Here is an 18,325-nt window from a genome sequence, read left to right on the forward strand (position 1 = left end):
TCCATTTTTAGGGTTCCCTTCTTCTTAAAGTGTCCACTTTATAGGGTATATTTTAAGTAGTACCCTCGGTTTTTCCCTTAGTTATACCTTCTTTTATACCTTCTTTTCTTGCATTATCTGTTGCAGCATCAAGTTCTGGCTTCATGAGTTTTATAAGTGCTTCATTCATTTCCGGTACCTCCTTCAATTTGTTGAAAATCGCCTCGTTTTCTATCATCGCAAGATGTAAAACCGAATCGGCATTATCCTTATCATCACAGTATACCTACAGATCCCTTCGCCAGCTTATCCACAAGCTCATTAAATCTGACACCGGTATGAGCCGCAACCTTCCGAAAACGGATTTCCATGCTGTTTCTCATTTCCGAAATAAAAGCCTTGTACTCGATGGTGCCTTCCTTGTTTGCTTTCCACTTGTTGTCAGCCCACATTTCGATTCCCATATAATCATAAAAAACCGTGATGCTTTTGATTCCATGTTTTCCCGCCGCACTAATGGCCGCCATGGATCCGTGGATCTCCCCTGCAACATTTCTCATGGATGCGAGAGATGCATCGGTGCCGGATCCCTGAACAGTCTCAAATGTCCCGTCTCTTCTCATGAGAATCCCGCCATAGCCAAATTTCTTTGATCGTATGTTGTAGCTTCCGTCAACATAGGCGAGAGCTTCCGTATCAACACCGGCAAATTCCGCCGTTACGTCCTCTGGTTTGATGTCACTGACGGAGTGAAACTGTGGACCCTGAGGTACCGAAACAGAAGCCGAAGTGCCCCCTGCTGAATTCCTCCATGATGTAGCTGATCCGGAGGAGCCTGTTCTTCCGGCTGATATTCCATATCTGCTGTTTCCAACCGAACCGTTGCTTTGACTTGTTCCCCCTGCACTTCCGTATCCACCGCTTGCTCCTGCAAATGCTTCTGCCTCTTCCAGGGTGCTGAACTTCTTATATACTGCTCCGGAAAATCCAGTAACCTGCGCTTTGCAATCATTCCAGTTACTGTAAACTCCCGGGTTTTTTCCTCTTTGAACTGCGTAATAAAATGCCATATGTCACCTTCCATAAAATAAACTATAGTAATAATCAGTTCTATTCAGTTCATAATTTACTTGACTGATCAGAAACGGAAGAAAATGCAAGGGATGTGTGCCAAGGCTTGCGAGTTGAAAGAACAGATGCGCAAACATGTACGGGACGGATGCACCTTGTGCATCAGGAACGAACATGTCGAGCAGGATGTACTTTCAACCGAGTGAGCCGGCACGCGCCCTGCATTTTCTGTGTTATATCCATACTGAACAGCACCTAATTCTACCCGAAAGTCCGATTTAATACCACACAATCATAGGTTAATGTTTTATAAAGATTTCAAATCCTCTTTAGATGCCACATATTTAGTGTTATAATGCAGCAGACTTTGATATCATTTACTTCATAAATTAAGTTATGTAAAAAAACATTATCCATATACACAGAAGGAAACAACACATTAACCATGTCAGCATGGATGTTTCCGTCACATGATTGAGGAAAGGACCTTCACTATGTCTCAGAAATTCAATGCAATTCTTTTAGACCTCGATGGCACACTTGTTAATACTCTTTACAGTCTTCAGGATACCATGAACAAGACTATGGAGCAGTTCGGTTTTGATCCCATCACTATGGAACAGACAAAAAAATACGTTGGAGTCGGAAGCTACAGATTCGTTGAACGTTCAGTTGAAGCAACAGCCAATCGTCTTTACAGAGAAGCCGAAAAGTGGGAAGAGAAGGACGAGGATAAGGCTTTTGACCTGGATCAGCAGGCTGATGAGGTTATGGAGCAGATTGACGAAGCCTACGAGACATACATGAAAATTTTCAGAGAAAACTGCACCTTTAAGGCAGAACCTTATCCGGGGATGAAAGAATCACTGGATACACTTAAGGCTAAAGGATGGAAGGTTGCCTGCATCACAAACAAGCCTTTGGAAGAGGCTGTACTGGTTCTTAATCATGCCTTCGGAGAAGGATACTTTGATTACATATCAGGAGATGACGGGACACATCCTTTAAAGCCGGACACGGGTGTTGTGGATGATACATTGAGCCACATAAGTTCAAGTAAAGAAGAGTGTGTTTATGTTGGAGACACGAACACAGATATGGAGACCGCAAAACGGGCGGGTATTAAGTCCATCGGCTGCATCTATGGTTTCCGTAATCAGCAGGAGCTTGAAGAATCCGGAGCTGATGTTCTCATAAAGAGTGCTGAGGATATAGAGAAAGCTATTGAGTATCTTGAAAATTTATAATTCCTTCTTTTCCTCAGCTCATGAGGCAGCTTCAAAGTAGATTGCATAAAATCGATTTTACAAAATTTTCATTATTTCAGCCATTTTATGGCAGTTTCGTCTGTTGACAATGATTTTTCATAAATCTATAATTAGCAATGCTGAATTTAGAGTGCTAATTTTGTATACACATTTATTCAGCCTTCGCCGATGATGGATTTTTCCTTATAAGGATTAAACTTTCATCATAAATACAGATTATTCTCATTACTGGAAGGAGTAATTATGACAAGTATAGATATCGTTTCCGGTTTCCTTGGAGCCGGTAAGACAACATTCATTCAGAGACTTCTGGATGAGGCATTAAAAACAGAAAAGGTGGTTCTCATCGAGAACGAGTTCGGTGAGATCGGAATCGACAGCGGTTTCCTCAAGGATTCAGGTATCCAGATCCGTGAAATGAATCAGGGCTGTATCTGCTGCTCACTTGTTGGTAATTTTGAGCAGTCTCTTACAGAGGTGGTCAATACTTATCATCCTGACCGTATCATCATCGAGCCATCAGGTGTAGGAAAGCTTTCAGACATCATCGGTGCAGTAAAGTCTGTTTCTGAGGATCTCGAGGTCGAGCTTCACTCAGCAGTTACTGTGGTTGACGCAAAGAAGGCAAAGATGTACTCAAAGAACTTCGGTGAGTTCTTCAACAACCAGATCGAGTACGCCGGAACAGTAGTGCTTTCCAGAACAGATATCGCACCCGAGGCTAAGGTTGGCGAGGCTGTTGCCATCATAAAGACTATAAATCCACGCGCTACAGTTATCACAACACCTGAGGCTGAGCTCACAGGCGAGCAGCTCGTAAACATTATCTCAAAGAAGTATGATCTTGCAGAAGAGATGCTCAGTGATGTTATGGATCGTGTTCACGAGCATGAGCACGAACATGAGCACGAGGATGAGCATGATGAGATAGAGACTCTTCCAAATGGTGTTCAGATTCACCACAGCCACTCACATCATCACCACCATCATCACCATGATGAGGACGGACATGAGTGCTGCCATCACCATGACGAGGATGAGCATGAGCACCACCATCACCACGATGATGACGATCACGAGTGCTGCCATCACCATGACGAGGATGAGCATGAGCACCATCATCACCACGATGATGACGATCACGAGTGCTGCTGCCACCATGACGAGGACGAGCATGAGCACCATCATCACCACCACGATGATGACGATCACGAGTGCTGCCATCACCATGACGAGGATGAGCATGAACATCATCACCATCATCACGAGGACGGCGAATGCTGCTGTCACCACCATCATGATGCCGATGAGGTATTCACAACATGGGGCGTAGAAACACCTCATTCATTTGACAGAAAGAAGCTTGAGCAGATCCTTGAAGAGATGGCTCATTCCGATAAATACGGTAATGTTGTAAGATGTAAGGGAATGCTTCCTACTACAGATAAGGGCAACTGGATGTACTTCGATCTCGTTCCAGAGCAGACAGAGATCCGAGACGGTTCACCTGATTACACAGGCAAGGTTGTAGTAATCGGCGCAGAACTTAACGAAACAGCTCTTCGCGAAGCATTTGCAGGCATGTAATGAAAAACAGTGAGTGTCGATTTTCGGCACTCACTTAATTCGTATTAACGAAGATTAGATTTGTCAGGCTTTTACATTCATTTTTCAGCCGGGACAAAATAAATCAGAATGGAGTAAAAAATGGCAACAAGCGATAATTATGAGTTAAGAGACGATCAGATTCCTGTATTTCTCATCAACGGATTTCTCGAGGCAGGAAAGACTGATTTTATAAAGTTCACCATGGCACAGGATTACTTCCAGACAGAGGGAACAACACTTTTGCTTCTCTGTGAGGAAGGAGAGTCAGAATACGATGATGCCACTCTTGAGAAGTATCATACCATCAAGATCCCTATGGAGAAAGAAACTGACTTCAATGCTGAGAATCTCCAGGCTCTTCAGGACAAATATAATCCTGAGCGTATTATCATCGAATGGAACGGCATGTGGAATCAGGATGACCTTTTGGACGGTCCTATGTCAGAGACAGCTCTTGCAGAGCAGCAGGGCCGGGCTCCTGAATACGAGCTCTCCATGCCGGATTCATGGTCTGTTTACCAGATCATCACTATCATCAACGGAGAGACCTTAGACCTTTACCTCGGAAATATGAAGAGCTTCATGGGTCAGATGCTTCGTAACGCCGAGCTCGCAATCGTGAACCGCTGTGACAACATCCCTAAGGAGAAGCTCGTTGATTACAGAAGAAAAATAAGAGCTATGGGTCAGAACGCTATGCTTGTTCTCGAGGGCAAGGATGGTGAGATCCCACAGGATACTCTTCCTGAGGATCTTCCTTACGACATCAACGAGTCATCTATCGCCATCAAGAACGAAGATTATGGAACATGGTTCGTAGACTGTATGGATAATCCAGAAAGATATGTAGGAAAAGAGCTTACATTTACAGCTATGATCCTGAACAGAAACGGCAGTCCTGCCGATGAAGTCGTTCCGGGACGTATGGCCATGACCTGCTGTGCTCAGGATATGACCTTCCTCGGCTATGTAGCCAAGGGAGAGCCTTCATTACTTTCTCAGTTTAAGACCAGAGACTGGGCCAAGGTAACAGCTGTGGTTGCCATGGAAGAAAGAGAAGAGTACGGCGGAGAAGGTCCTGTTCTCGAGATCAGAGAGCTGGTTCACACCGGTCCTGTCGAAGAAACTGTAACATTCTAAACATTTAAGAGTCCATTGTTCATACAATGGGCTCTTTTCTTTTACGATTATCACTTACATAACCCATAGTAATAGCACAAAAAAATATCATAAATCCTTCTTGATATCCCTCTTTCCATGACATATAATAACCATAACTAGTACGATTTAAAGTGCTAAAGTAAAGTATTGCTTTACGAACAATAAAGAAGGGCGAAACAGTGTATAGGGTACTTAAATAAGCACTGTTCGTGCCGCCGTAAAACCGGTGGCGGAATGGAGAATATTATGAAGAGAATGACAAAGTTAACAGCAGTTTCCATGGCAGCTGTAATCGCAGCTGCTTCACTTACAGCCTGTGGCTCATCTGCTTCACCGGCTACTACAGAGAAGGCTGCAGAGACAAGCGCAGCTTCAGCCGAAAGTGCAGCACCTGCAGGAGCTTCCGGTGACAAGCAGTTCAAGGTAGGTATCTGCCAGCTGGTTCAGCACAGCGCACTTGATGCAGCTACAAAGGGCTTCGTGGACGTTCTCAAGGAGAAGTATGGCGATAATGTAGTCATTGACGAACAGAACGCACAGGGCGATTCTGCTACATGTACCACTATCATCAACGGTTTCGTTTCCAATGAATACGACCTTATCCTTGCCAATGCAACACCTGCTCTTCAGGCAGCCATGAATGCAACTCAGGACATTCCTATTCTCGGTACATCCGTTACAGACTACGGCACAGCCCTTGCGATGGACAACTTCGATGCCTCAAAGGGTACAGGTATCAATGTTTCCGGAACTTCAGATCTGGCTCCACTCGAGCAGCAGGAGGACATGATCCTCGAGATCGTACCTGATGTAAAGAAGGTTTCCATCCTTTACTGCTCAGCCGAGGCAAACTCAAAGTATCAGGCTACTGAGATCGGTAAGTACCTTAAGGAAGACGGAATCGAATATCAGGAGTTCACATTCGCAGATTCCAACGACCTTCAGTCAGTTGTTCAGTCAGCAGTAGCAGACTGTAACGCACTTTACATTCCGACAGATAACACAGCCGCTTCAAACATGACTGTTGTTACGAACATCGCTCAGCCTGCAGGTATCCCTATCATCTGCGGCGAAGAAAATATGATGATGTCAGGCGGACTTGCAACTCTTTCCATCAGCTACGAGGATCTCGGCCGTGCAACAGGTGAACAGGCTATCGAAATCCTTTCAAACGGCGCAGATGTAAAGACCATGCCTATCGCTTATGCTTCTGCAACAACAAAGGAATACAACAAGGCTTATGCTGACGCCATCGGAATCACGATGCCATCTGACTACAAAGCATTAGAGAAGTAATTCATTCAATTTATACTCAGCACAGTGTTGTGTTTCTGATACTGTGCTGAGATTTTTTAATTTTTATTTTTAAACGGAGATTTACAGATAATGGCAGCTTACTTTTCATCACTAAATCCTATAGCCTTATGGAATGCGGCACCCGGCGGTATTGCACAGGGTCTTATCTGGGGTATCATGGCTCTCGGCGTATACACCACCTTCAGAGTTCTAAACTTCGCCGATATGACAGTTGACGGCTCTTTTTCTTTGGGAGGAGCAGTTGCAGTCATGCTCATGCTTAACGGCTTTGATCCTTCCACCGTTCTTTTTGCATCTCTGGGAGCCGGACTCCTCGCTGGACTCATCACCGGAATACTTCATACCAAGCTCGGTATACCCGATATCCTTGCAGGTATCCTGACACAGATTTCCCTGTATTCCATAAACCTGAATCTCATGGGAAAAGCAAATCAGGCTGTGCCTATAAACTCTGTCAGAGTATTCTTTACTTCAAATATACGTTACCTCGGACAGACTCTTGCCCTTACACTTGTTGTTGATATCATCATCGTTTCCATCATTTACTGGTTCCTCGGAACAGAGCTGGGAAGCTCTATCCGTGCCACAGGTATCAACCCTAACATGTCGAGAGCTCAGGGTATAGATACAAACAAGATGAAGATCCTCGCTCTTATGCTGGGGAACGGTCTCGTTGCTCTTTCAGGCGGAATCCTTTCTGAGTATCAGGGATTTGCGGATGTAAAGATGGGACAGGGTTCTATCGTTATCGGACTCGCAGCTGTTATCATCGGTGAGGTTCTCGCAGAGGCTCTTGTAGGAAAGCGTCTCAACTTCGTGATGCGTTTAAGCTTCACCATCATCGGTGCCATCATTTACTACATGGTTTATGTTTTCGTTCTCTGGCTCAAGTTCCCGGCAGACGACATGAAGCTCCTCACAGCCATTGTGGTTGCTGCATTCCTCGCTGTTCCTTATCTTAAAGAGAAACGTATCAATTCATTTTCAGGACTCCAGAAGCGTAATGCCAAGCTTCAGGCAGAATCCTTAAATAACGGTAAGGAGGCAGAATAATGCTGGAGATCAGAAACATTTGCAAAACATTTAATGCCGGAACCATCAACGAAAAGGTCGCTCTTTCCAATGTAAGCATTACCCTTAACGACGGTGATTTCTGTACAGTTATCGGTGGTAACGGAGCCGGAAAATCAACTATCATGAACGCGGTAGCCGGTGTATGGCCTATTGATTCCGGAATGATACTTGTAGACGGAATCGATGTGTCAGGTCTTTCAGAATATCAGAGAGCTCCTTACTTCGGACGAGTTTTTCAGGATCCAAGAACAGGCACCGCAGGTGACATGCAGATCGACGAGAATCTGGCTCTTGCTGCAAGACGCGGTCAGCGCCGTACACTTCGCTGGGGTGTCACCAGAAAAGAGCAGGAAAAATACAAAGAGTACCTGAAGACTCTGGATCTCGGACTCGAGGACAGACTTACAGCCAAGGTGGGTCTTCTTTCCGGAGGTCAGCGTCAGGCTCTTACACTTATCATGGCTACCATGAAGAAGCCAAAGGTACTTCTTCTTGACGAGCACACAGCAGCTCTGGATCCGAAGACCGCATCCAAGGTTCTGGCGGCCACAGACAGAATAGTAGAAGAGAACAATCTCACAACTCTCATGGTTACACACAATATGCGTGATGCCATCATTCACGGAAACCGTCTCATCATGATGAATGAAGGAAAGGTTGCCTTGGATATCTCAGGAGAGGAAAAGAAGAAGCTCACAGTAGAAGACCTTCTTCATAAGTTTGAGGAAGTTACGGGCGGAACATTCGCAAATGACAGAATGCTGCTTTCATGATGTTGTATTATAATTTTTTAATGATTAGAAACTGAACTTTATGGTATAATGAGGGTTATGCTAAAAAATGTCTATTTCCAAGGAGTACTGACAAATGGCAAAACCTAATTTTGATTTTCATATAGACCCCAAAGATCAGGAAAGAAACATCATGTTTATCGCAGCCGGTATCCTGACTGTGATCGTTATCGGTCTGGTAGCAGCATTGGCAATAAACGGACAGAAGGCTACTTATTCGGATTCTGTAGTGGCAGAAGAAGCTGAATCTGATGCAGCTCAGGAACTGAGCTCAGATGTATCAGCTGAGACAAAGGAAGAGATGTCAACGCTTGAAGAGGTTCAGGTCTTCACAAAGGCTATTCAGATGGAAGCCATCATGAATTCCATATCTCAATACAGTAATCTCGGAATCATAAAGTGTGACAGCTACATCAATTTCAGAAGCGCACCTAACCAGAACGACCTCACAACCATCGTAGGCATGCTTGCTAACGGCTCTGCTGTTGATGTACTTGAGGTTTCACCTGAAGGAGCTCCCGGCTGGATGCATGTAAGATCCGGCGGCATGGATGGATATGTTTCAGCTCCATATGTGGTCACAGGAGATGAAGCAGTGACGCTTGCCGGAAGTCTAATTAAGCCAAGAGCCACAGTTCTGGCAGACAAGCTGCGTATCCGTTCAACACCGGAGATCATCGATGGCAACACCGTCGGATCGGCCGCCAAGGGTGAGAAGTACGAAGTGGTGAAGAGAGTCAACAAGGACTGGATCATGATCGCCACCACCAACATTGACAATGTGGACCTCGCCTATATGTCAGCTTCCGATGAGAATGTTTCACTAAGCTACGGTCTGGATGAGGCCAAGTCTCTGAACCTCAAGCAGAAGGTTCTCAATATGTATGATAATCTGGGCGTTTCTCTTGCATCCGATTACATCAATGTTCGTTCAGCTCCAAAGGAGGATGGAATCGCTAACATCATCGGTAAGTTCCCGGGCTACGGCGGATGTAACATCCTCGGAGAAGAAAACGGCTGGTATCATATCAAGTCCGGCGGTATCGACGGCTATGTACGTGCAGACCTCATTGCCACCGGTCAGACCGCTCAGGATCTTGCTTTGCAGAACGCTCACGTTATGGCGCTTATAAACACACAGTCTCTTAACGTAAGATCACAGCCTTCCACAGATTCCGAGGCATGGACCCAGGTCACCAGCGGACAGCGTTATGACGTATTGAATCAGCTGGATGGATGGGTAGAGCTCGACCTCGGTGACGGCGATGACAGTGATTCATCTCAGGGCTCCTTTGTTTCTACAAGAGATAACAATGTCTCCGTAACCTACGCTCTTCAGGAAGCCATCGAGTATTATCCTGCTGTAGAAGCCGCAAACGCAGCCGCAGCCTTCAGAAACAAGATCGTTAACTATGCTTGTCAGTTCGTTGGTAATCCATATGTATGGGGCGGTACATCCCTTACTCATGGTGCCGACTGCTCAGGTTTCGTTCAGTCTGTTCTCAAGAACTTCGGAATCTATGTTCCGCGAGTTTCCCGTGATCAGGCTCAGGCCGGTGTAAAGGTGACCAGTGACAACATGAAGCCCGGTGATCTCGTATTCTATGCAAACAGCAGCGGAACCATAAACCATGTCGGTATGTATATAGGCAACGGTCAGATCGTAAATGCCGCTTCAAGAAAGTCAGGTATCAGAATCTACCGTTGGAACTACCGTACTCCTGTGGCTATAAGAAATGTAATCGGAGATTAAATCTCACTTTCATCAGAAAATATTATTCTGTAATCATAAGAAATATGACATCTGAATAAAGACTAAAAAAAAGCCGGAAGGAAAACGTTTTTACATCGTTTCCCTTCCGGCTTTATGCTATAATATAACAGTTTAGATTTTTTAACAGTCGGAAAACACTTTCGATGGTCTGAACATAATATTAATCATTAAGCTGATATTGATAGGAGATTATCATGAACGAATATATCATTAGCTGCTGTACTCCTATAGACACCTCTATGGAGTGGGTAGAAGAGAAGAAGGTCTATCCCTGCTTCTTTCACCTGTACCTCGGTACCGACGAGTATATTGACGATTTTGAGAAGTCAATAACTACAGCCGAGATCTACAAGCGTATGCTTGCAGGAGAGAAGTCAAAAACCTCTCAGGTCAATGTTCAGGAGTACGAAGATCACTTCCGTAAGTTCCTTGATGAAGGAAAAGACATCATCCACGTAACTCTTGCAAGCGGTATTTCAGGGACCTATAATTCAGCATGCATCGCTCGGGACGTTCTGAAAGAAGAGTATCCTGACAGAAAGATCATAATTATCGATTCTACCAATGCAACAGGCGGTTATGCCCTTCTTGTGGATAAGATGTGCGAACTCCGCGATGAAGGAATGAATATAGATGATCTCGCTGCATGGGCAGAGGCTCATAAGCACTTCATCCAGTCATGGTTCTTCACATCAGACCTTAAGTTCCTTATCATGGGCGGACGTGTATCCAAGGCATCAGGTTTCATCGGTAATGTCTTAAATATTTGTCCTCTCCTTGAGATCGGCTATGACGGATCTCTCAAGACAAGAGAGAAGATAAGGACCAAGAAGAAGGTCATGGAACGCATCCTTCAGAAGATGACTGAAACTGCCGATGACCGCCTCGAGTATTCCGGTAAATGCTTCATCAATCAGGCCGGCTGTCCTGAGGATGGCGAAAAGATGGCATCCATGATCGCTGAAAAGTTCCCTAATCTTAAAGGTGGAAAGCCTTCTCTCTTTAAGGTTGGTCCTACCATCAGCTGTCATACCGGTCCCGGAACCATTGCCGTATTCTGGTGGGGCGACGAGAGAATAAACGACTAAGCTATCTGTCTGGTTTGAGAGACTTTTTGCCTGAGCTTCAAAAAATATGAAATAAGACCTGTGGTCAGGAGCCTGAAAACTCCGACCACAGGTCTTTTTAAACTATTTCTTTAAATAAACCAATGTAAATACAGTAAAGAAAGAAGTAAAAACATAAAGCATTGCCCATAATGCAACCAGCACAAAGAAGAATGCAAGGTAGAAAGACATAACATAAAAGAATGCCTCTATTCCGAATATTTTCTCTCCGTAATCAACGCCGTATCCGAATCCCCAGGGTATGGTTCCAACTATTGCCGCCTCTATACATTCCTTCAGCAAAACAAGAACGGGAACTATAGTCGCCATGATGAGGATGGTATCCAGCACTACAAGAATTGTTTTCTTTAACTTTATATTTATCATTTTTAAGATATCAATATTTAAATCACAACCATATCCCCAAGATCACATCAGCGCGTTCCTGAACTCCATCACATTGAAGTTAAAGTAATGAGTAGGGCGCCCCTGGCGGACTGACTTATCCTGAACCTCATTTTCAGTAAGTCGGATGATATGGAGATCCAGAAGCTTTGCAAGAATACGGCTGGCGGATCTCGGTGTGATGCCCAAAAGCTGAGACAGCTCGTGGGAGCTTATCACCTGCTTCTCATCCTGCTCGAACATACTGATAAGCTTCAGTATATTGGTCTCATTGATTCCGTTCTCGCGAGAGAAGTTCAGGGCTTTTTCATTGGAATAGTTGTACATGAGTTGGGTGTCGGAGCTGAGAGGTCCTGTCACCTTTCCTTCCTCCCCAACGAAAAAGGCATCATTTCTTCCGTATCTGTTCGCCTCCATGAGAGCATGCTCTGCAAAATATCTGGAGCGTTCCTTGGATGAGCTTACACCGGCACCGATTCTGAAAGCAAATCCCAGCTCTTTCTTCATCCTGAGAAGGAAAGGTCTCAGTTTATCTATCTCAAATGTTCCCGCCTCGAGACGATCATGTATCTCAAACTGGTTGAAGCCCTGTGAAATAGAAAAATGACGGTGTGTATCCTTACGATAATCCGCAAGCATCTTATAAACCGTAGCCTCTCTGTATTCCTGCTCCTCCTGCTCGATATCTTCACCGAAAGGAAGTCTGATGAGAATGCTTATCTCGTCCTTCTGCTCGATCTGATTTAGTCTTAACTCCTTCATGGCAGATCTTATGGACTTAACGATCATATCCTCTGAGGGGAATACCGCCACATAAGGGATATGGAGTTCATCAAGTCTCTTCAGATTGTTGATGGAGCGGGAGAGTATATAGTCTATCTTTCCCTCATCCCAAAGCTTCTTTGCATAAGCCGTGATATGCTTATAATCATAATGCGTATCCTCAAAGAAATACGGACAGTCATCCTTTTTTATATACTGCCTGATTCCCATGTAGTTGTTTGTCGAAGTCAGGAAATCACAGAAGATACGGTTAAGAGGAGTCTGCGGATGCTCGATCTTGAACTGAAGAAGTATCGACAGCACATCTATAGGCTCATACGCAGTAAATGTGCATGGAATCCTGATATCCGGGAACTTGTTCTTTATATAATGATACCCAAGCTCACCCGAGAAGAAGATGACATCACACTTTCCCTTGCAGTCCTGATATATCTCATCGATATCGGACATCTTCTTATATATATACTTATAAAACTGACAGCCAAAATCATGCTCGGCTATAACTTTATCAACCGGTTCCAGTGAATGATCAGGGCTTACGATAGCAACATTTGTCATGGCGATCTCCGTTTTTGTATTTAAAGACATGCAATTTTATGTCTTTAAGCATAAGGTATCACCGCAGGTTTTTAAAGTCAAATGAAACATGTTCAAATTTCATAAATACAATATAAATTCAATCTTTACACGATGTCACATTTCATCAAAATAGAACATGAGTTTTAAGGATATGGATTTTATGATTTAATTGGTCTATAATGTATAGGTTATATTTTGCAATTTAAGGTGGAATAAATGGGTAGACCAAAGGGTAGTAAAAATAAAACTAAGAAGGCAGCTTCAACAGGCAGCCGTTCCAAAAAGAACACTTATGATGCGCCTATGATGGGTGATGAAGTTGCGATCATTATCACTTTCGCAGTTTCTGCATTTTTATTTTTAGCTAATTTAGGACTTTGTGGACCCGTAGGAGCAGTGCTTAAGAGTATACAGCTTGGACTCTTCGGTATCATGGGTTTCCTTTTTCCTATATTATTAAGCTTCGTAGTTGTTTTCATTCTGTCAAATCTTGACAATCCATACGCAACATTTCGCATGACCACAGCTCTCTTTATGCTGATCTTCATATCAGCTATCTTTCAGCTTACCTTCGGGGGCGGTGTCACCAACATGAGCCTCGCGGATTTTTACAAAGAGGGCTCTCAGCAGGGAATCGGCGGCGGAATCATTGGCGGAGCTCTCGCCATGGTTCTCTATACCGTAGCCGGAAAGGTGGGCTCCATGCTCATACTTTTGGCTGCCTGCTTCGTATGTCTCATCTACATAACAGGCAAGCCTCTTGCAAGGATGCTTGCGGAAAGCTCCAGCTCAGCCGCACTTCGTGCCACAGAGCGCGCAAAGGAGGACTGGAACAATGTTGCCGAATCCGCACGTATTCACAGAGAGGAGAGGAGACAGGCGAGAGAAGCACAGCAGCGTGAGATGGCAGCAAGACGTGTTGATTTTGCTCTCACAGAGCAGCCGGTTGTAGCATTAACGGATAACGTAGTTCCGCAGGAGACTGTCAACCTCGATGATCTTCCGTATTTTGATGAACCTTCGGAAACCTCTGCTCCACAATACGAAACCGAGGTACAGCATACACCTGTCACTCTTGTGGATCCGACCACATTACCTAGACCACAGGTGTCCAAATACAACATTAAGCCTCGTCCCGAGACTCTTGCCGCAGCTTCAGCAGGTGCAGCAGCTTCTGCGATCTCAGTGGCTTCTTCCGGTTCAGCGGTTTCTGCAGATTCTATAGATGCTGTTGCCAATGTTTCTGCATCTTCATCTGATGTTCAGGATGCAGATAACTCATCCGATTCCTACGATGCAGTTGAGGCAGCTCTCGATGCTGCATTTAACCGTATGTCAGACAACAGTGTTGATAATGTTGAAAACACCTGCGACTCTTCAGCCTTTGATGTTCCTTCATCATCAGCTTACGAAGAGAACGTGGATATATCTGCCGAAGCAAGAGTACCTCACATAAGTGAAGAGCGTGCATCTGTTATCTCGATCACAGATATCACAAACGATTTCTCTTCTGATGTTGGTAAAGCTGATGTAGAAAGATCCGTACAGGGATCAGAAGAAGATGCATCCGTTTCCGGCAATATCATTTCAGGCGCATTCGATAACAAAGGTATCCATATCGCACCATTTGATATGGATGATTTCGAAGATGAAGACGAGACCACTGAGGAGGTTCCGGGCAACATCCTCACTATAGCACCGGTGGAAGAGAGCATCTCTGATGATTCATCGGATGATTTTGATTCATCCGACTCTTATGATCCTTACGATGCTGATGATGAAGCGGCATATACAGAGGACATCGAAGAAGCTGCCGCTCCTGTTTCTTCAAGTAAGCCAGCTGTTTTATCAAGCGGCAATATGACAGAGGCAGGAACACGACAGATAGTAACAGCCGGTGGCAAGGTTATCGAGGTTGATGTTGAGCCCGTAGTCAAGAAGCCGCAGACTCAGCTCGATCGTGAAAAGATAGAAAACACTCCGACTGAAGCAGACAACAAAAAGGTAGAGCAGGAGATAAAGCAGAAGAAGCCACAGAAGCCTTATGTCATTCCTCCTCTCAGTCTGCTTTCCACAGGCGGTGCTCAGGATATGGATTCCAGAGAAGAGATCCGTCAGAATGCAGTAATCCTTCAGGAAACACTTAAAAGCTTTGATATAGAAGTAAAGATCACAGACATTTCTGTAGGACCTTCTGTTACCCGATACGAGATACAGCCTGATATCGGCGTAAAGGTCTCAAAGATCGTTTCCCTTACAGACGATATCAAGATGAGACTCGCAGCTACAGATATCCGTATCGAGGCTCCTATTCCGGGAAAATCAGCTGTAGGTATCGAAGTTCCGAACAAGCACAGCTCAGTGGTTCACCTTGGTGATGTGCTGAGAAGTCCTGACTTTGCAGATGCCAAGTCAAAGATCGCATTTGGTGTAGGTAAAGATATTTCAGGCAAGACCATCGTTACCGACATCGCAAAGATGCCTCACCTTCTCATCGCCGGATCAACAGGTTCTGGTAAGTCTGTTTGTATAAACACTCTTATCATGTCCATGCTCTTCAAATACAAGCCTGAAGAGCTTCGTATGATCATGGTGGATCCGAAGGTAGTAGAGCTTAGCGTATATAACGGTATACCTCACCTTCTCATCCCTGTAGTAGTGGATCCAAAGAAGGCTGCTGCCGCTCTCAACTGGGCTGTGGCAGAAATGACAGAACGATATAAGAAATTTGCCGAAACAGGTTCCAGAGACCTGAAGGGCTATAACGAAAAAATAGAACGAATCATCAACGATCCTGAGATTCCTGAAGACCAGAAGCCTGAAAAGCTTCCTCAGATAGTTATCATCATCGACGAGCTTGCTGACCTTATGATGGTTTCAAGCCAGGAAGTGGAAGATGCCATCTGTCGTATCGCACAGCTTGCAAGAGCTGCGGGAATGCACCTTGTCATCGCTACCCAGCGCCCTACTGTCAATGTCATCACAGGTCTCATCAAGGCCAATGTTCCGAGCCGTATCGCATTTGCGGTATCTTCAGGAACCGATTCCCGTACCATCATCGATATGAACGGTGCGGAGAAGCTTCTCGGAAAGGGAGATATGCTCTTCTTCCCGCAGGGCATTCCTAAGCCTGTACGTGTTCAGGGTGCTTTTGTTTCCGATCAGGAGGTTTCAGCTGTAACAGAGTTCATCAAAAAGACCATGGGCGATGTTGAATACAGCGAAGACATTCAGGCTAAAGTCCAGTCCGGCGGCAGTTCAGGAAGCTCAGGCGGAGCCCAGAGTGACATGGACGAGCTTTTCCATGACGCAGGACAGCTCATCATAGAGTCCGAGAAGGCATCCATCGGTATGCTTCAGCGTAAATTCCGTATCGGATTTAACCGCGCTGCGAGAATCATGGACCAGCTTGCTGATGCCAATGTTGTCGGCCCTGAAGAGGGCACCAAACCCCGTAAGATACTTATGACTCTTGCGGAATTTGATTCATTGTTTTCATAATTTCTTATAACTTGTTGATATAAGAGAACAGATTCGGGTATAGGCCCCTACAGGAACTTTACCTGAATCAATCTCTTGCATCATAGATTTTCTGTTGTCTATCAAAGAGGAGAAAGAGGTAAAAAATGAAGTCTGATATTCAAATCGCACAGGAAGCCCTGATGGAGCGTATCACCGATGTTGCTGCAAGATACAACATCGATGCCGATGATCTGGAACAGTACGGAAAGTACAAAGCAAAGCTCAGCAACGAGCTGTGGTCCAAGATCAAGGACAGACCGGACGGAAAGCTGGTACTTGTCACCGCCATCAACCCTACACCGGCAGGAGAGGGTAAGACTACTACATCCATCGGTCTCGCAGATGCCTTAAATCACATCGGAAAGAAGACCGTAGTGGCTTTGAGAGAGCCTTCTCTCGGACCGTGCTTCGGAATCAAGGGTGGTGCCGCAGGCGGAGGTTACGCTCAGGTAGTTCCCATGGAGGATCTGAATCTTCATTTCACAGGAGATTTCCACGCTATAACCAGCGCCAACAATCTCCTTGCCGCACTCCTCGACAATCATATACAGCAGGGCAACGAGCTTCGCATAGATCTGAAGAGCATCAATTGGAAGAGATGTGAAGATATGAACGACCGTCAGCTCCGTAATATCATCATCGGTATGGGAAGAAAGACTGACGGTGTCGTAAGAGAAGATCACTTCGTAATTACCGTTGCCTCAGAGATCATGGCTGTTCTCTGCCTTGCAGATAACATGGATGACTTAAAGGTACGTCTTGCACGTATCATCGTTGCATACGATGTGGACGGAAAGCCTGTAACGGCAGAAGACCTTCATGCAACAGGTGCCATGGCTGCTCTTCTCAAGGATGCCATCAAGCCTAACATCATCCAGACTCTCGAGCACAACATGGCTATAGTTCACGGAGGACCTTTTGCGAACATCGCTCACGGCTGCAACTCAGTACAGGCAACAAGATTTGCCATGAAGCTCGGTGAGATCGCAGTTACCGAGGCAGGCTTCGGTGCTGATCTCGGCGCCGAGAAGTTCTTCGATATCAAGTGCCAGATGTCTAGATTAGTTCCTGATGCAGTTGTTCTCGTTGCCACAGTACGTGCCCTCAAATATAACGGAGGCATTCCGAAGGCAGAGCTAGGATCAGAGAATATCGAGGCTCTCAAAAAGGGTATCGTTAACCTCGAAAAGCATATCGAGAATCTCCAGACCTACGGAATCCCTGTAGTAGTAGCCATCAACCAGTTCGCATCAGATACAGAAGCAGAGCTTCAGTTCGTTGAGAACTTCTGCCGTGAAAAGGGTGCAGAGTTCGCTCTTTCAAAGGTTCACGGTGAAGGCGGAAAGGGCGGCGTAGAGCTTGCAGAGGCTGTAGTCAGAACTCTCGAGACAAAGAAAGCTGATTTTACCCCTGTACAGAAGCTTTCTGATTCTCTTTACGATAAGATCGAAGCTGTAGCTACAAAGATCTACGGTGCAGACGGCGTTGACTATGACTTAAAGGCAAAGAAGTCTCTCGACCGTCTTACAGAGCTCGGATTCGGCAATGTTCCTGTATGTATGGCTAAGACCCAGTACAGCCTGAGCGACGATCCTAAGAAGCTCGGAAGACCGGAAAACTTCCGTATCACAGTAAGAGATGCCTATGTTTCCGCAGGCGCAGGCTTTATCGTATGTCTCACAGGCGATATCATGACCATGCCCGGCCTTCCCAAGAAACCGGCAGCCTTCGATATCGATGTAGTGGACGGAAAGATCGTCGGACTGTTCTAAGCAAGATAGTGTTGCGCTGCGACCGTCGAATTGCAAGCTCGCTTGCATATTCGATCGGGCATAGCGCAACCTGATGTATATGAGGATAAAAGCTATGCGAATGAAATGAGCAGAG

General features: G+C 45.2%; 13 protein-coding genes. 10 read left to right on the forward strand and 3 right to left on the reverse strand.

The features are described 5' to 3' along the window. Nucleotides 1–254 precede the first annotated feature (254 nt). Nucleotides 255–1,049 carry a ribonuclease H1 domain-containing protein gene (locus tag BXO88_RS11815; protein ID WP_078037939.1) on the reverse strand — a complete coding sequence of 265 codons (795 nt, stop codon included), beginning with the start codon at nt 1,047–1,049 and terminating at the stop codon, nt 255–257. A gap of 471 nt (nt 1,050–1,520) precedes the next feature. Between BXO88_RS11815 and BXO88_RS11820 the strand changes: the two genes are divergently transcribed. The 8 genes from BXO88_RS11820 to BXO88_RS11855 all read left to right on the forward strand — a co-directional run bounded on the left by BXO88_RS11820 (nt 1,521) and on the right by BXO88_RS11855 (nt 11,131). After that, a complete protein-coding gene (locus tag BXO88_RS11820; protein ID WP_242945219.1) occupies nt 1,521–2,297 on the forward strand; it encodes an HAD family hydrolase in 777 nt (258 codons plus the stop codon). 264 nt (nt 2,298–2,561) lie between these two features. Continuing rightward, nucleotides 2,562–3,905, forward strand: coding sequence for a CobW family GTP-binding protein (locus BXO88_RS11825; protein ID WP_078037940.1), 1,344 nt, complete (start codon nt 2,562–2,564; stop codon nt 3,903–3,905). Nucleotides 3,906–4,025: 120 nt separating this feature from the next. After that, on the forward strand, nt 4,026–5,066 hold the full coding sequence (locus BXO88_RS11830; protein ID WP_078037941.1) for a TIGR03943 family putative permease subunit: 1,041 nt from the start codon (nt 4,026–4,028) through the stop codon (nt 5,064–5,066). Nucleotides 5,067–5,333: 267 nt separating this feature from the next. Further along, the gene (locus tag BXO88_RS11835; protein WP_206099988.1) at nt 5,334–6,383 is read left to right on the forward strand and encodes an ABC transporter substrate-binding protein; all 1,050 of its coding nucleotides are present in this window, start codon (nt 5,334–5,336) and stop codon (nt 6,381–6,383) included. 90 nt (nt 6,384–6,473) lie between these two features. Beyond that, nucleotides 6,474–7,457, forward strand: coding sequence for an ABC transporter permease (locus tag BXO88_RS11840; RefSeq protein ID WP_078037943.1), 984 nt, complete (start codon nt 6,474–6,476; stop codon nt 7,455–7,457). Then, nucleotides 7,457–8,251 (forward strand): ABC transporter ATP-binding protein, encoded by a 795-nt coding sequence (locus BXO88_RS11845; RefSeq protein ID WP_078037944.1) that lies wholly within the window; start codon nt 7,457–7,459, stop codon nt 8,249–8,251. Before BXO88_RS11840 ends, BXO88_RS11845 begins: the two co-directional genes overlap by 1 nt. 94 nt (nt 8,252–8,345) lie before the next feature. Further along, complete coding sequence (locus BXO88_RS11850; protein WP_242945220.1) at nt 8,346–10,022, forward strand: C40 family peptidase; 1,677 nt, start codon at nt 8,346–8,348, stop codon at nt 10,020–10,022. A 215-nt stretch (nt 10,023–10,237) separates the two neighbouring features. Then, nucleotides 10,238–11,131 (forward strand): DegV family protein, encoded by an 894-nt coding sequence (locus BXO88_RS11855; protein ID WP_078037945.1) that lies wholly within the window; start codon nt 10,238–10,240, stop codon nt 11,129–11,131. Between the two features lie 102 nt (nt 11,132–11,233). Here BXO88_RS11855 and BXO88_RS11860 read toward each other — a convergent pair whose 3' ends face one another. Then, nucleotides 11,234–11,536: a hypothetical protein gene (locus tag BXO88_RS11860; RefSeq protein ID WP_078037946.1), complete on the reverse strand. Its 303-nt coding sequence runs from the start codon at nt 11,534–11,536 to the stop codon at nt 11,234–11,236. Nucleotides 11,537–11,578: 42 nt separating this feature from the next. Beyond that, entirely contained in the window at nt 11,579–12,895 is a 1,317-nt protein-coding gene (locus BXO88_RS11865) for a MarR family transcriptional regulator (protein WP_078037947.1), read from the reverse strand. Nucleotides 12,896–13,132: 237 nt separating this feature from the next. On the opposite strand from BXO88_RS11865, the gene BXO88_RS11870 reads away from it, so the two are divergent. Then, entirely contained in the window at nt 13,133–16,417 is a 3,285-nt protein-coding gene (locus BXO88_RS11870) for an FtsK/SpoIIIE family DNA translocase (protein ID WP_078037948.1), read from the forward strand. A 125-nt stretch (nt 16,418–16,542) separates the two neighbouring features. Continuing rightward, nucleotides 16,543–18,210 carry a formate--tetrahydrofolate ligase gene (locus BXO88_RS11875; RefSeq protein WP_078037949.1) on the forward strand — a complete coding sequence of 556 codons (1,668 nt, stop codon included), beginning with the start codon at nt 16,543–16,545 and terminating at the stop codon, nt 18,208–18,210. Nucleotides 18,211–18,325: the final 115 nt, after the last annotated feature.

The organism is Oribacterium sp. C9, assembly GCF_002007235.1.
Lineage (GTDB): Bacteria > Bacillota > Clostridia > Lachnospirales > Lachnospiraceae > Oribacterium.